This is a genomic window from Pseudomonas sp. FG86 (genome assembly GCF_057808775.1).
This window is the reverse complement of sequence record NZ_JBMDIS010000073.1, coordinates 1-12975: the sequence shown is the minus strand read 5'-3', so window position 1 is coordinate 12975 and position 12975 is coordinate 1. Positions and strand designations below refer to the sequence as shown.

General features: G+C 61.4%; 10 protein-coding genes. All 10 read right to left on the bottom strand.

Going from position 1 to position 12975, the window contains the following annotated elements; translation table 11 throughout:
• Positions 1-5: 5 nt before the first annotated feature.
• Positions 6-2156, bottom strand: a complete 2151-nt coding sequence (locus tag ACODSV_RS28660) for a chemotaxis protein CheA (protein ID WP_150095367.1) — start codon at positions 2154-2156, stop codon at positions 6-8.
• A 4-nt stretch (positions 2157-2160) separates the two neighbouring features.
• Positions 2161-2478 (bottom strand): STAS domain-containing protein, encoded by a 318-nt coding sequence (locus ACODSV_RS28655; RefSeq protein WP_102624675.1) that lies wholly within the window; start codon positions 2476-2478, stop codon positions 2161-2163.
• 33 nt (positions 2479-2511) lie between these two features.
• Positions 2512-2880, bottom strand: a complete 369-nt coding sequence (locus ACODSV_RS28650) for a response regulator (protein WP_027605685.1) — start codon at positions 2878-2880, stop codon at positions 2512-2514.
• A gap of 13 nt (positions 2881-2893) precedes the next feature.
• Positions 2894-4171, bottom strand: coding sequence for a methyl-accepting chemotaxis protein (locus tag ACODSV_RS28645; RefSeq protein ID WP_150055077.1), 1278 nt, complete (start codon positions 4169-4171; stop codon positions 2894-2896).
• Positions 4172-4241: 70 nt separating this feature from the next.
• Positions 4242-4871 (bottom strand): response regulator, encoded by a 630-nt coding sequence (locus tag ACODSV_RS28640; RefSeq protein WP_024074636.1) that lies wholly within the window; start codon positions 4869-4871, stop codon positions 4242-4244.
• Complete coding sequence (locus tag ACODSV_RS28635) at positions 4871-7768, bottom strand: sensor histidine kinase (RefSeq protein WP_223817853.1); 2898 nt, start codon at positions 7766-7768, stop codon at positions 4871-4873. The genes ACODSV_RS28640 and ACODSV_RS28635 overlap by 1 nt, the downstream gene beginning before the upstream one ends.
• Positions 7769-8049: 281 nt before the next feature.
• Positions 8050-9513: an amidase gene (locus ACODSV_RS28630; RefSeq protein ID WP_024074634.1), complete on the bottom strand. Its 1464-nt coding sequence runs from the start codon at positions 9511-9513 to the stop codon at positions 8050-8052.
• A gap of 16 nt (positions 9514-9529) precedes the next feature.
• On the bottom strand, positions 9530-10762 hold the full coding sequence (locus tag ACODSV_RS28625) for an MFS transporter (protein ID WP_024074633.1): 1233 nt from the start codon (positions 10760-10762) through the stop codon (positions 9530-9532).
• Positions 10763-10772: 10 nt separating this feature from the next.
• Positions 10773-11705, bottom strand: a complete 933-nt coding sequence (locus tag ACODSV_RS28620; RefSeq protein ID WP_150055076.1) for a SphA family protein — start codon at positions 11703-11705, stop codon at positions 10773-10775.
• A 68-nt stretch (positions 11706-11773) separates the two neighbouring features.
• Positions 11774-12766, bottom strand: a complete 993-nt coding sequence (locus ACODSV_RS28615) for a helix-turn-helix domain-containing protein (RefSeq protein WP_024074631.1) — start codon at positions 12764-12766, stop codon at positions 11774-11776.
• Between the last annotated feature and the right edge of the window lie 209 nt (positions 12767-12975).

Below are 12975 nucleotides of genomic sequence, written 5' to 3'. Positions count from 1 at the left end.
ACGCTTCATTGAGTCGATAAAGGACTTGGGATCGAACGGTGGGTGGCGTCCTTGGCAACGAGTCCTAACAGATTGGGTATATCCAGAATCAGGGCGACGGCTCCACTGCCAAGGATCGTGAACCCGCCCAGTCCATGGGCCTCACCAAACACTTTGCCCAATGGTTTGATCACGGTCTGAAACTCCCCCTGCAAGCGATCGACCACCAGGCCGGCACGCAGGCCTGCGTATTGCACGACGACCACGTTTTCTCGGTTACCTCCAGGTTCTTGCACATCAAACATGTCCCGTAGGCGCAAGATCGGCAGCACATCGCCCCTGAGGTCCAGGTAGCCGGTGCCTGCCGATTGCTCCGGCGCCAGCTCGATGCACTCCTCGACCATGTTCAGCGGGATGACATAGGAAGCCTTGCCCACCCCGATCAGGAAACCGTCGATGATTGCCAGCGTCAGCGGCAGGCGAATGCGCACCGTGGTGCCCTGCCCCTCTTCGCTCTCGAGGCTCACGCTGCCGCGCAAAGCCGTGATATTGCGCTTCACCACGTCCATGCCCACGCCGCGCCCGGACAGGTTGCTGACCTGGTCGGCGGTGGAAAAACCCGGCTCGAAAATCAGATTCAGAATGTCTTTGTCCGCGGGTTGCTGGCCTTCGCCCACCAGGCCACACTCGCGGGCCTTGGCGAGGATTTTGTCCTTGGCCAGGCCACCGCCGTCGTCCGACACCTCGATCACGATGCTGCCGGATTCGTGATAGGCGTTCAGGCGCACCGTGCCCTGGGCCGGCTTGCCACGTTGCAGGCGCGTGGACGCGGGTTCGATGCCATGGTCCATGGCATTGCGCACCAGGTGCGTCAGCGGGTCGCCGATACGCTCGACAACCGTCTTGTCCAGCTCGGTCTCGCCACCGCCGATGTGCAGCACGATGTCCTTGCCCAGCTCTTTGGATACGTCCCGCACCACACGCTGGAAACGCGTGAACGTCGCGCCGATCTGCACCATGCGTAATGTCAATGCCGAGTCACGGACCTCCTCCACCAACCGCGACAACAGGCTGGTGGCCTCGATCATCTCGCCAATCCCGCTACGCACCGCCACCAGGTTGGCTCCGGCGCCGGCGATGATCAGCTCGCCGACCAGGTTGATCAGTTGATCCAGCTTGCCGGCATCGACCCGAATCAGGTTGCTTTCATGACTCGCTGCACTCTTGCCGGCCTTGATCACCGGCGTGTTCGAGTCCTGTGTTGCATCAGGCTCGTCGCGCGTCTCGGCCGCTGCGTGCTCGCCCTCCTGAGCGACGAGCACGGCCTGGGGCTCAGTCAATGTGCCGCAACGCACCAGCAGCTCGAGCAACGCAGCCTTGTCTTCCGGCAATGCATCGATGTGCGCGCGACAGGCGTGGACAGTGGCGTGGGGTGCGAGGATCTGCACGATCGCGTCGTCGCGCACAAAATCAAAGGCGCCGTCGATAACCTCACGGGAAGCGTCGCTGGCCAGCGCGAGTTCAAACCCCAGGTAGTTGGTTTCCGGGTCCATGGACGCCAGCGGCGGCAACGCGTCGAACAGGCTGACGGTATGCAGCAAGCGCCCCAACGTGCTCAGGTAGCGCAGGAACGCCAAGGGGTCCATGCCATTGCGCAGGACATCCGGGCCAAAGCGCAGGGACAAATGCCAGTGGCCAGGACTTGCCCCTTGCTCATCCGTCGACGACGGCTCCCCTTTAGGGGTGGGCGAAGCGGTCGCGACCGAGCCGTCCAGGTACAGGGCAAGCCGCTCACCCAGGCGTTGGCCCTGGACCTGCAACGGTTCGTCCAATCGATCGAGGTTGCCATCCTCGGCCAGCAGGTCGATCAATTGGCCGATATGGTCACGGGCGTCGAGGAACAACGCACTCAACGCCTCGTCGACCCGCACTTCCAGGCTGCGTACCCGATCCAGGACGCTTTCGGCGACATGGGTGAACTCAACGATGGGCATCAAGCCAAACAAGCCGGCCGAGCCTTTGATGGTGTGGGCGACGCGGAACAGGCCGTTGATGGTGTCCAGGTCCTGCGGCGACTTCTCGATCTGTAGCAGCGCATCTTCCATCTGCAACAGCAGTTCGCGACTCTCGGCAATGAAAGTCTGCAGCACGTCATCCATGTTCATGGGCTGGGCCATACGATCATGCTCCGACCGACAGGGGGAAAGAGGCATTGGTGAAGTAGTCGTCAAGGCCGCTGAGCCGTATCGCTTCGGTCACCGTCGGGCTGGGGTTGCTCAGCAACAACTGCGTGCCCTCTTTGAGCGACTCGCGCTTGATGAGGATCAACAGTTGCAAGCCGGCGCTGTCCAGTTCGTCGACATTGGACAAGTCCAACTCGACCTCATGGGCCAGGGGAAACAACGACAACAACACGTCTTTTTGTTCAGTCGCCGTGTAGATCGTCAGGGGGCCTTCCATGACCTGGATACGACGGAGCATCGGGGTGGGGCTTTTCATGGAGACCTCCTGGCCAGCAGTCGCTGGTCATCGCTATGGCAGGATCAACTTGGAGACGGCGGTAAGCATTTGTGCAGGCTGAAAGGGCTTGACCATCCACGCCTTGGCACCGGAAGCCTGGCCTTGCTGCTTCATCGCATCACTGGCCTCAGTGGTCAGCATGATCACCGGCGTGAACTTGTAGGCCGGCAGCAGCTTGGCGGCCTTGACGAAACTCAAGCCGTCCATGTTGGGCATGTTCACATCACTGACAATCAAGTGGATTTTGCGGCCGTCCAGCTTGCTCAGTGCGTCTTTGCCATCACAGCCTTCGATCACGTCGTAACCGGCGCCTTTGAGCGTGATGCTCACCACCTGCCGGATGGAGGCCGAGTCGTCGACGATCAGAATGGTTTTGCTCATCGGAAGAACTCCTCTAGAAAAAGGTGATTTCGTTGGCCTCGGCCTTGGCGTGCGGCTGACCGCCATGAATGGCGTGCTGCTCCGGCATCGTGTAAGCCGTTGAAAGCTCTTGCAGCCAACGGTCACTGCGCATCGGAGGGAGCGCATGCCCACTCAGGCTCGACGCTTGGCGCTCGTCCAGTTGCTGCTGCAGCTTGCCCAGGTCGCCGGTAATCAGGGTCAACATCTGGCTGACGCGATCCTGGAACTGCAAGGCGACCAGCACCTCGGCAATCTCGTCGGCGACGCCGGTACTCTGCTGCTGCAAGTCATGGCTGTTGCGTACGAGGGTCTGGGCGGTAGCGCGAAAATGTTCGATGACCTGAGAGACCACGCGCTCCGAATCGGCGAGGGTCACGGTGTCTTGCTCGGCGTGGTGGCGGGACATCTGCACCGTACGGGCAATAGCAGCGTTGACGGTGATCACGGTTTCACTGATCTTGCGCCCGGTTTCGCCGGACATGCTCGACAACTTGCGCACCTCATCGGCGACTACCGCAAAACCTCGCCCGGCCTCACCGGCTCGCGCCGCTTCGATGGCCGCATTGAGGGCCAGCAGGTTGGTTTGACTGGCGATGTCACCGACGAACTTGGCCATCTGCTGAAGTTGCTCGGTGAAACCCGAGAGCTGCATGACTTCCTTGAGTTCGCTCTCTTTATTCGACAGCGCGGTGCGCAGGGCCACCACGATGGAGTTGAGGTCCTGCTGGCCGACTTCCAGCAAGTCGACCAATTGTTGGGAGGCGTCTTGCCCGCCATTGCTGGCCACGCTGTGGCTGATGTTCGAGGACAGCGTGCCGAAACGTTCGCTGAGCTTGAGGATGGAGGTTTCGCTGATGGCTCGAGCCGCTTCTATCTGCCGCGACCAGATCGGAAGCACGCTCAGGCACACGTCTGCCAGGCCGTTATCGACGGCCAACGCCGCCGAGGCCACTGCCGGCTGATCGAGCTGCTGGCGCAGGCGGGCCCACTGGACCTGGTAGCCGCGGTTCGCCCAAAGGCCCAGGCCGATGCACAGCGCCAACAACAGACTCGCCACGCCCACTGACCACGCACTGAAGCCATTGCTGTAGGCAACTGCCAGGCCACCGAGCAGACCGGCCAAAGCCACGGGAAACAGCGTCAAAGCGGTCGAAGGCGGGGTGGTCTGTTCGCTCACGGTCTGTCTCCCATTCAAAGCATCTCGTCGCCGGTTGATCGGCTGTTCGATTGCCTGAGACAGATGCTGGCCCAATAATGGCACTGCTGCCATCGGACCATCCCTATTCTGGGGTAGGGATACCGGGAGTCCGGGTAGGAAAATCCCTACCCGCGGGGGTTGATCACGAAATACCCAAGGTCATGGCGAAGCGCACAATGTCTGCGGTGGAGCTGAACCCCATCTTTTCCATGAGCCGCGTCTTGTGGGTGCTGACGGTCTTGTTGCTGATGACCAACTGCTCGGCAATCTGGTTGACGCTCATGCCATGCGCCAGCAAGCGCAGGATCTGGAACTCGCGATCGGACAGGCTTTCCACGTAGGTGTGTTGCTTCAAGCCACTGCTCTGCAGGGCAATCTGCTCGGCCAGGTTGGGGTCCAGGTAGCGTTGACCACTGGCCACGCGACGCATGGCAGCCAACAGCGTCTCGGGGTCGCGGTCCTTGGTGAGGTAGCCGAGCGCACCGGCGCGCAGTGCGCGTTGCGCGATGTGAATCTCGTTATGCATGCTCAACACCAGGATCGGCAGATCCGGGTACTGGGTATGCAGCCGGGCAATCAGGATCTCGCCACTGATACCCGGCATGTTCATGTCGAGCAGCAGCAGGTCGATCTCGACCTGGCGCAACAGCTCGATCACTTGGGTACCACTCTCGGCTTCGGCCACCACCTGGACGTCGGCGACCAGCATGAACAACTGCTTGAGCCCTTCGCGCATGATGGTGTGGTCATCGGCAATCAGCATGCGAATCATCAGTACGTATCCTTGTGCATCGGAATGAACGCTTGCACCGTAGTGCCGTGTCCGGGATGGCTGAAAATAATCACTTTGCCGCCCAGCATCAGGCCACGCTCGCGCATCCCGGCCAACCCTAAGGTCTTGCGGCCAACGGCATCCGGGTCAAACCCCTTGCCGTTATCCTGGACCTCCAGCAGCCAGTGGGTTTCCTGCGGGCTCAGGGTGACGCTGACCTGTGTCGCTTCGGCGTAGCGAGCGATATTGGTCAACGATTCCTGCACGATGCGAAACGCTGCGGTGATGTGGGTATCGGGGAGCGTCAGGGGAATCGAAGGCAGGTGCAACGTGCAAGGAACCCGGGTCAGGGTGACAAACTCGGTTGTCAGCCATTCCAGGCCGGAGACCAGCCCCAGGTTCAGCGCAGACGGTCGCAGGCTGGTGGAGACATCCCGTACGACCTGGATGGTCTTATCGGTCAGTACCATCAGCCGCTCGACCTGCGGGGTAAGTTCGGGCGTGCTGGCACCGAACTGAAACCTCAACAGCGATATGCCCATGCGCAGTGCGGTCAGGTGCTGGCCCAGTTCGTCATGGATTTCCCTGGCGATCAGTTTGCGCTCCTCTTCGCGCGCCGTTTCGCGGCGGGTCGACAGATCACGCAACTGTGCATTCGAATTGGCCAGCCGCCGCTCGGCAGCACGCAGCTTGGAAATGTCGCGCCCCACCGCCAGCACGCTGACTACCCGCTGGCCGTCGACCTCCGGCACAAAGTGGATCAGCACGACTTTGGGCGCGGCCTTCAACCCCGAGAGGAGAAACTCTTGCTCCGTCGCTTTATTCTGCTGGATCACCTGAGCCACCAATTCGCGAAACAGCTGAGCCTGGTTGTTCAGGGGGGCCACCGCATCCATGGGCATTCCGATCAGTTCCGGCCACGCCCCGCCCACCCATTTTTTCAGCTGCGCATTGACGTACAGCACTTGGCCATGCGCACTCACGCGCACGATAGCGTCCGGGCTGTTTTCAACCAGGGCGTTGATGTCGTGCTGGCGTTCGAGTTCTTTCTGCCGAGCCCTGGCCAACAGGGTAATGTCGCGACTGATCACCAGGATCCGCGGAGCCACCCGGGCCGAGTCCGCTACCGGCACCAGGGTCAAGTGCAGTTGACGAACTTCGTCACGCAGCACCATGCCCTCATCCGACTCGATCACGCGTCCGACCACCGTGCATTGCTCACAAAGCGCCTGGATTTTTTGCGCGCTCAACCGACCAAAGATCGACGCCAGGCTCTCATCGATCACCTCGCCATGCGCTTTGCCCAGCGCGCGCAACAACGCAGGGTTGACCTCGACGCAACGCAGGTCACCGACCGAGGTCATTTCCAGCAGGCACAGCATGTCCAGGGTGTGGTCGAAAATGTCCCGGTAACGACGCTCGCGCTCCCGGAGTAACGACTCCGACTGCCAGCGTTCGATGGCGATCGCCGCGATGTGACACGTCTGGCGTACGCGCAGGATATCGCTCTCATCCGGCTCGTCGCCGGGAGACAGGGACAACTCGAAAATGCCCAGGACGCGCCCTTGTTTGTCGACGATCGGTTCAGACCAGCCAGCAGCGGGACTGGATGCCGCCAGTCCAGTAGAGGCCTTGTACGTCGCCAGCCCGATGCCGAGCGGCTCTGCCAGCCGTACCCCGCAGGACCGATGGGGCAAGGCCATTTGCAAATAGCCCACCAGCAACGCCAGCGTCTCCTCCAGAGCCCCGCCGGTCGCCATTTTTTCGAAAATCCCCAGGCGCGCGTCTTCCAGGACCTGTTGCTTGCGCAGCTCGGTAATGTCGTGGGCCAGCGCCAGCACGCCGATCACCTCACCGGTATGACTGCGCTCGGCCATCAGGCTGACCGCACAACTGACATACTCGGTACTGCCCTCGAAGGTCCAGCTGTCGAGGAATTGCGCCGTTTCCCCCGTCGCAACCACATGACGCAGCTGGTTGAGATAGTGACCTGCGCCCTCGCCAGGGCTGACGCCTATCGACTCGTCATAAGACCGGCCGGTCAAGAGCAGAAAGGTCGGGTTGACGTAAGTGCGTAACAGATTGCGGTCGTAGCGAACAATGATGTTGGGTGAGTTTTCCGCGAGGGTGAGAAATTTGAGTTCGCTGCCCATCAAGGTTTCGCGAAGCTGCCAATTCTCGGTGATGTCCTCCAGTTGGGACACGAAGCAGACCGGCTGGCCTTGATCATCCCGTACCAGGCCCACGGTCAACCTGACCCACACCACGCGCCCGTCGCGATGGATATAGCGTTTATGCAACGTAGCGCCTGGCCTTGCACCGCGCTTGAGTTCGTCGATCAACTGCTTGCCGACCTCGCGGTCGTCGGGGTGGGTCAGCGCCATGAACGTGGTGGCTTGCAGTTGCGCCTCGCTATAGCCCAGCAGCGTGCAGATGACGCCATTGGCCCGTAGCCAACGACCGTCCAGCGCCACCAGCGCCAGGCCGGTACCCGAGGAATCGAAAATGGACCTGAGCGGAATGTCCGAGAAACTTTCGGTACTCGATTGCGGGGGCGATGGCGCCTGGCGGGCAATGACCTCGACAATAAAATAATCGTCGCGCCATACCGTGAGCGAGATGTCCAACCCGCACGACACCCGGCTCAACGCCGCGAAAACCGCGCGCGTTTTCCCCGCCGCCTTTTCCAGGGCAGCGTAAAACAACCCATGGTCTTCGGACCGCAGGAGGGAGATAAATTCGCAGCCCGTGGCGGGGCGAACGCCGTTCTGGATTTGCAGATGTGAGAACGCGGGATTGCCTGCGACCACCCGAGCAGCTCGATCCAGCGCGACCACAGCACCTGACAGGCAGGCGAGCACGCTCTCGAGGGTTTGCAGCATTTCATCGTCAGCCACTGCAGCTCCTTTGCCTGTCCTTCGCGAATGATTCTTCCCTGTGCTTCCTGCGGTAAAACACTCAGCAATGACTGGATGGACTATCACGCCACCGACTTGCCTGGCCTACACCGACCAGTCGGCCTACCGCAGGCTGGAGCATTTGTGTGATGACGCCTGGAGCTTTTCCGAAATACTTTGTAATCCTTATCTGAAGGGTAGCTCAAGATCAAAAATAACGACAGGGGGCTACCCGTGGTACGCGTTGATAACCATTGGCAGCCACCCTGTTTCGCCCCTGATTACAGCGCTGAAGCGGGCCGCCGGCAGGCATTGAACGGCGGGATTCGCCCGCGCCAGGGTTGGGCGCGCTCCAACTGCGCGGCGAGTGCGAACAGGGTACTTTCCTCGCCAAAACGACCGGCGAAGTGCGCGCCCATCGGCAAGCCCGCAGCGCTCCAGTACAGCGGCACCGACATCGCCGGTTGCCCGCTGGCGTTGAACACCGCCGTGAACGGCGAATAACTGTGGAAACGCTCAACCAACGCCTCCAGGCTCAAGCGATCGTCTTGCAGGTCCAGCTCACCTATCCGTACCGGTTCACGCGCTAACGTTGGCGTGAGTATCACGTCGTAGTCCTGCATGAACATCGCCAATTGGCGGCCCAAGGCATGTATCCACTCCACCGCCCCGGCGTACTGCGCGCCGCTGACGTCGCCCTTGGTGCGCAGAATGATCCGGGTGCGCGCCTCCAGTTCCTCAGGCCGTACCGCACATCCGCGCATCTGGCCCAACACCTCGACGTAATGCCGGGTACCTGCACCAATGATGGTGAAGACCTTATCGAGAAACTCCGGCAGCACCACCGGCAATGTGGCCGGTTCAACACGATGGCCCAAGGCTTGGCACACACTGGCAGCCTGGCGCACGGCGTCCACAGACTCATCGGAGGTCGGCCAGGGCCCCAGTTGCTCGACCAACGCAATCCGCAGCGGTCGAGGGTCACGTTGCACTGCGCAAACATAGGGCTGTGCCGACAGGGGGGCCGCGTAAGGGGCGCCCAGGTCGATCCCGGCCGTGGCATCCAGCAACGCGGCGCTGTCACGGACCGACAGGGTAATCCCATGGGGGGTGCCCATGCCGGCCCAGCCCTCGCCAATCATCGGCCCCGACGGCAGCAGGCCACGGCTCGGTTTAAAACCAAAGACACCGCAACATGACGCAGGGACGCGCAAGGAGCCGCCACCATCGTTGCCATGGGCAAAGGGGACGACACGGGCAGCAACCAGGGCCGCCGCGCCGCCGCTGGAACCGCCCGCGCTATGCTCGAGGTTCCAGGGGTTGCGCGTCGCGCCAAAGCGAGTGGACTCGGTGGAGTAGGACGTGCCGAATTCGGGAGAGGTGCTGGTGCCGAGAATCAAACAACCGGTGCCGCGCAAACGGGTGACTATTTCGGCTTCAACGTCTGCGCGCGCGCCTCCCAACGCCAGTGAGCCATTGGTCATCGCGGCCCCCTTGACCGGCGAAAACAGGTCCTTGACCAGGGTCGGCACCCCGGCAAACACACCGTGAGCGGGTCGCGACGCGCGTGCCGCCTGCCGCGCCGAATCGTAGAGCCGCTCGGCCACCGCATTCAGCTGCGGTTCGATCCGTTCGATACGCTCAATCACCGCTTCCAGCAGCTCGCCGGGCTGCACCTCACCGCGCCTGACCCACTCGGCCAAACCGGTGGCGTCCTCGCTGTCCAGCAGGTTGTGGATGTCCATGTTCATCTCCTATTGATTATGAATGACTTGATCTGAATGCCTGGGTGAGCGCTTTGCGCCGCGCTTGCAGGCCTGCCAGGGCCCATGCCAGGGCCGAGGCGAAGCTGGCGCAGGCCAGCCACAGGATTGAACGACGTACGTCACCCGAGTAAACGCTGAGCAAGGCCACCACCAGCGGGCTGACAAATTGACCGAAATACAGAAAAGCCGTGAACCCGCCCAAACCGCGCCCGCGGGTTTTCGCACTCAGGGCATTCATCACCGGCGCCATCGCGTTAGGCACCAGAAGCCCGGCGCCCAGGCCGTGGATCAGCACTGCCAGCAACACCATGGTGTAGCTCGGCGCTCGCACCAGCAGCCACAACCCCAAGCCCAACAGGCTCAGCAACAACGCATTGCAGCCGGGGATACCGATGCACCGACGCAGCAGCGGCCAGGCTAACGAACCGCCCAGGGTCGCCAGCAGGCTGCCCCCCGCCGACAGCCCGATCATCGTGCTTGAGGTAACGCCGAGGCTGACGAGTAAAACCGGCGCCTGGATCGGCACGATAAAACTCAGGACCATCCCGCTGAGGATCAGCAGATAACCGAGCACCAGGGGCAGCACGGCCACCCTGCCCTGTTCAGCCACCTCGACGGGTCGGCGGGCGACCGCGGGTTCCCACAGCACCTTGATCATCATCGGCACCAACAACAGTGGCAGCAGGTACAACAGGAATGGCAGGCGCCAGGAGTGTTCGCCCAATGCGCCGCCCACCACATAGAACAGCGAGCCGACCAGACCGATGGTGACCACTTGCCGATTGATGTATCGCAGCCGCTCCTCGCCGTGCCAATAGTCGGCAATCAGCGTGGCGCAACAGGTCATCACCACCGCTTCCGCCGCGCCGAACAGCAGGCGTACACCGACGATGGAGGGCAAGTTATCCAGCAGGGCCGGGATGGCTCCGAGCACGGCATATAACAGGGTGGCGATCACCAGCAACGCCTTGCGCCCGACCCGGTCGGCCAACCAGCCGGCCAGGGGCGCGCACAGCACAATCGCCAGTGCCGGCCCGGTGACCGCCAACGGCACCAACAAGTCGGCACGCGGTTCCAGCGGGCCGAACTCGGCCCCGAGCTTGGGCAGGATCGGCGCCACCATGGCCGCCCCCATGATGGTCAGGCTGCTGCCCAGCATCAGCACCAGCCCTTCACGGCGCCCGGTGGCTTGCCGTGGTGCGGGAAAATCGGAATGTGATGAGTTCATGGCCAGCCCCTTAGAAGCTTTGAGAAATACGCAGCGCCACGGTGTAACCCTGGGCACGGTTGACGGCGTCGGTTTCCTTGTAGGCATGCAGCCACACGGCCGGCAGGCCGGGCTTGAAGTAGCTCACTGCCGGGCCGACGGCCAGCACCCGCGCGCGGTTGCCCGATTGCAGCCCGGGCGCATCGTCGTCGGTGAACTGGCGGTAGTAGTAACCCCCCAGGCCCAGGATCCACGGCCCCACATGCTGACCGACGGCAAACTCGTGCCGATACTCCACACCGCTTTTGTAATCGGTGGCAGGGTTACGGGTGTTGACGTCGACTTCAAAGCTGGAAGAAACCTCAAAGCCACTGTCGGTGATGTAAGTAGCGTTGACGATCGGTGAGAACGTCCAGTGATTGAGCCCTGGGGAGACCAGACGATTCTTGTCGTAGTCACCGGTGGGCGTCTGGATCTGCAACTGGGTGTTGATAAACAGATTCGGCGACAGATTCCATTGCAGGATCACCGGTAGAAATTGCACGTCAGCCAATCGAAACGGATCGGCTTCCAGGTTCAGCGGGCCGGCCGGTGTCGGTACCTGGAGGGAAGCGTCCATCTTGAAAAATGGCACCACCATGCCGAACCCATAGTTAGCGCCCAGCACGGTGTGATCCGTCATGCGCATATACGCGGCCGCGATGGACAAGACATCCAGAGAAAAATGGTTGTCAACTGAACGCCCGTGGCGATCTTTCTGCACATTGGTCGAGTAAAACGCTGTTCGCACCCCCACTGTCCCAAAAGGCGTGGCGGGCGGCATCATCCCCGCGCCGAAATCGTAGACACCAACGGCCGTGGTCGGCGAACCATTCTCGGTGCCGTGCACACTGGCGCAGCAACCGACCAGTCCCAGCGTAAACAGCGTCACACGCACGGTGCTTGCATTATTCTTGTTAATCATCGAATGCCCCTCCCATCAAGTGGTGTGGGCCATCCTAGTAACGCGTGACGTGAGCCGGTTATCCGTTTTCAGCAGAGTTGAGTGCGACGCAGGGTCTGTGAAGGGCTTTCGCCGAACATCGTGCGGTAATCGCTGGAGAACCGGCTCAGGTGCCAGAAACCCCAGCGCGCCGCCACTTCCTGTACGCCATGGGCTTGGGTGCTCATTCGCAGTTCACGTCGCACCGCATTGAGGCGCAGCGCACGCAGATAAGCCACCGGGTTGATCCCCAGGGTTTCCTGAAAACAGTACTGGAGCTTGCGTCGGCTGGCGCCGATGTGATTGCACAGGTCGAGGATCGACAGCGGCTCGTCGAGGTGACTCAACGCGTATTCGCGGGCGCGGTCGACCATCCTTTTGCGAGCCGTGGGATTGAGCGGCGGCGCTTGATCCGGCGCCACCAATTCCAACAAGTGCAGCATCACCGCATCGCGTATGCCGCGACGGATCGAGTCATGCCCCAGCACCGCATCACGCCCCTGATCGCAGCCCGCCAGTTCATCGAATAGCGCCATGAGTTCACGTTGCACCGATGAGTTGCCCAGGCGGTAACACTTGGGAAGATCGGTAATTCGAAACTGGCTGCCCTGACGCTCCAGGACATGCTCCAACGCCTGTTCTTCAATCGCCACACTGAGCAAATCCAAGTGTTGTGGCGTGAGCAGTTCGGGAAGATTTTCGCCATGGGCGACCAGCAGGCTAGGCTCATGGATCGGATGCCCCGAACAATACAGCGCGCCGCTGGCACTCAGGGGCAAGCTGAACGTGATCGCGCCTTTCCAGGCCGTTCCCCTTTTGATCATGGCCTGATTAGAGCGGTCGCGTGCCAGTTGCATCCAGCCCGAGCGGAATTCGATCAGCTCCCCTGTAAAGGGGCCCGGTGATAGTTGGTCATAGCGAACGTGCCAACCGTCCATATTGCGAGCGTGCTCATCGATGTCGTTCGTCTGCCAACGCTGGAAGGGTAATGTCGATCGAACCAGCGCAGAGGCGGTGGGCACCAGCATATTGTTGTTGTTCATTGACCCAACCTTTTTCAGTTGCAAGGCTTACGGGTCGGTTATTACGCAAGTTCCATTCCGCCCTGTGGAGGGTTTGCGCATTTGTGCCGAAAATGGATAGTGGGGGGTTGCCAGGGGTGGGGATCTACACGGCTTTGGTGTGGCCCTGAACCTGTGGCGGCTCGGGAGCCCACGACTATCTAACTGATGCTCCTCGGCTTAAATGTGGG

Coding starts and splice junctions, on each gene's coding strand:
- ACODSV_RS28630 (WP_024074634.1), bottom strand. CDS start 9,513: ATGGACATCCACAACCTGCTGGACAGCGAGGACGCCACCGGTTTGGCC.
- ACODSV_RS28660 (WP_150095367.1), bottom strand. CDS start 2,156: ATGGCCCAGCCCATGAACATGGATGACGTGCTGCAGACTTTCATTGCC.
- ACODSV_RS28625 (WP_024074633.1), bottom strand. CDS start 10,762: ATGAACTCATCACATTCCGATTTTCCCGCACCACGGCAAGCCACCGGG.
- ACODSV_RS28645 (WP_150055077.1), bottom strand. CDS start 4,171: ATGGCAGCAGTGCCATTATTGGGCCAGCATCTGTCTCAGGCAATCGAA.
- ACODSV_RS28650 (WP_027605685.1), bottom strand. CDS start 2,880: ATGAGCAAAACCATTCTGATCGTCGACGACTCGGCCTCCATCCGGCAG.
- ACODSV_RS28620 (WP_150055076.1), bottom strand. CDS start 11,705: ATGATTAACAAGAATAATGCAAGCACCGTGCGTGTGACGCTGTTTACG.
- ACODSV_RS28640 (WP_024074636.1), bottom strand. CDS start 4,871: ATGATTCGCATGCTGATTGCCGATGACCACACCATCATGCGCGAAGGG.
- ACODSV_RS28615 (WP_024074631.1), bottom strand. CDS start 12,766: ATGAACAACAACAATATGCTGGTGCCCACCGCCTCTGCGCTGGTTCGA.
- ACODSV_RS28655 (WP_102624675.1), bottom strand. CDS start 2,478: ATGAAAAGCCCCACCCCGATGCTCCGTCGTATCCAGGTCATGGAAGGC.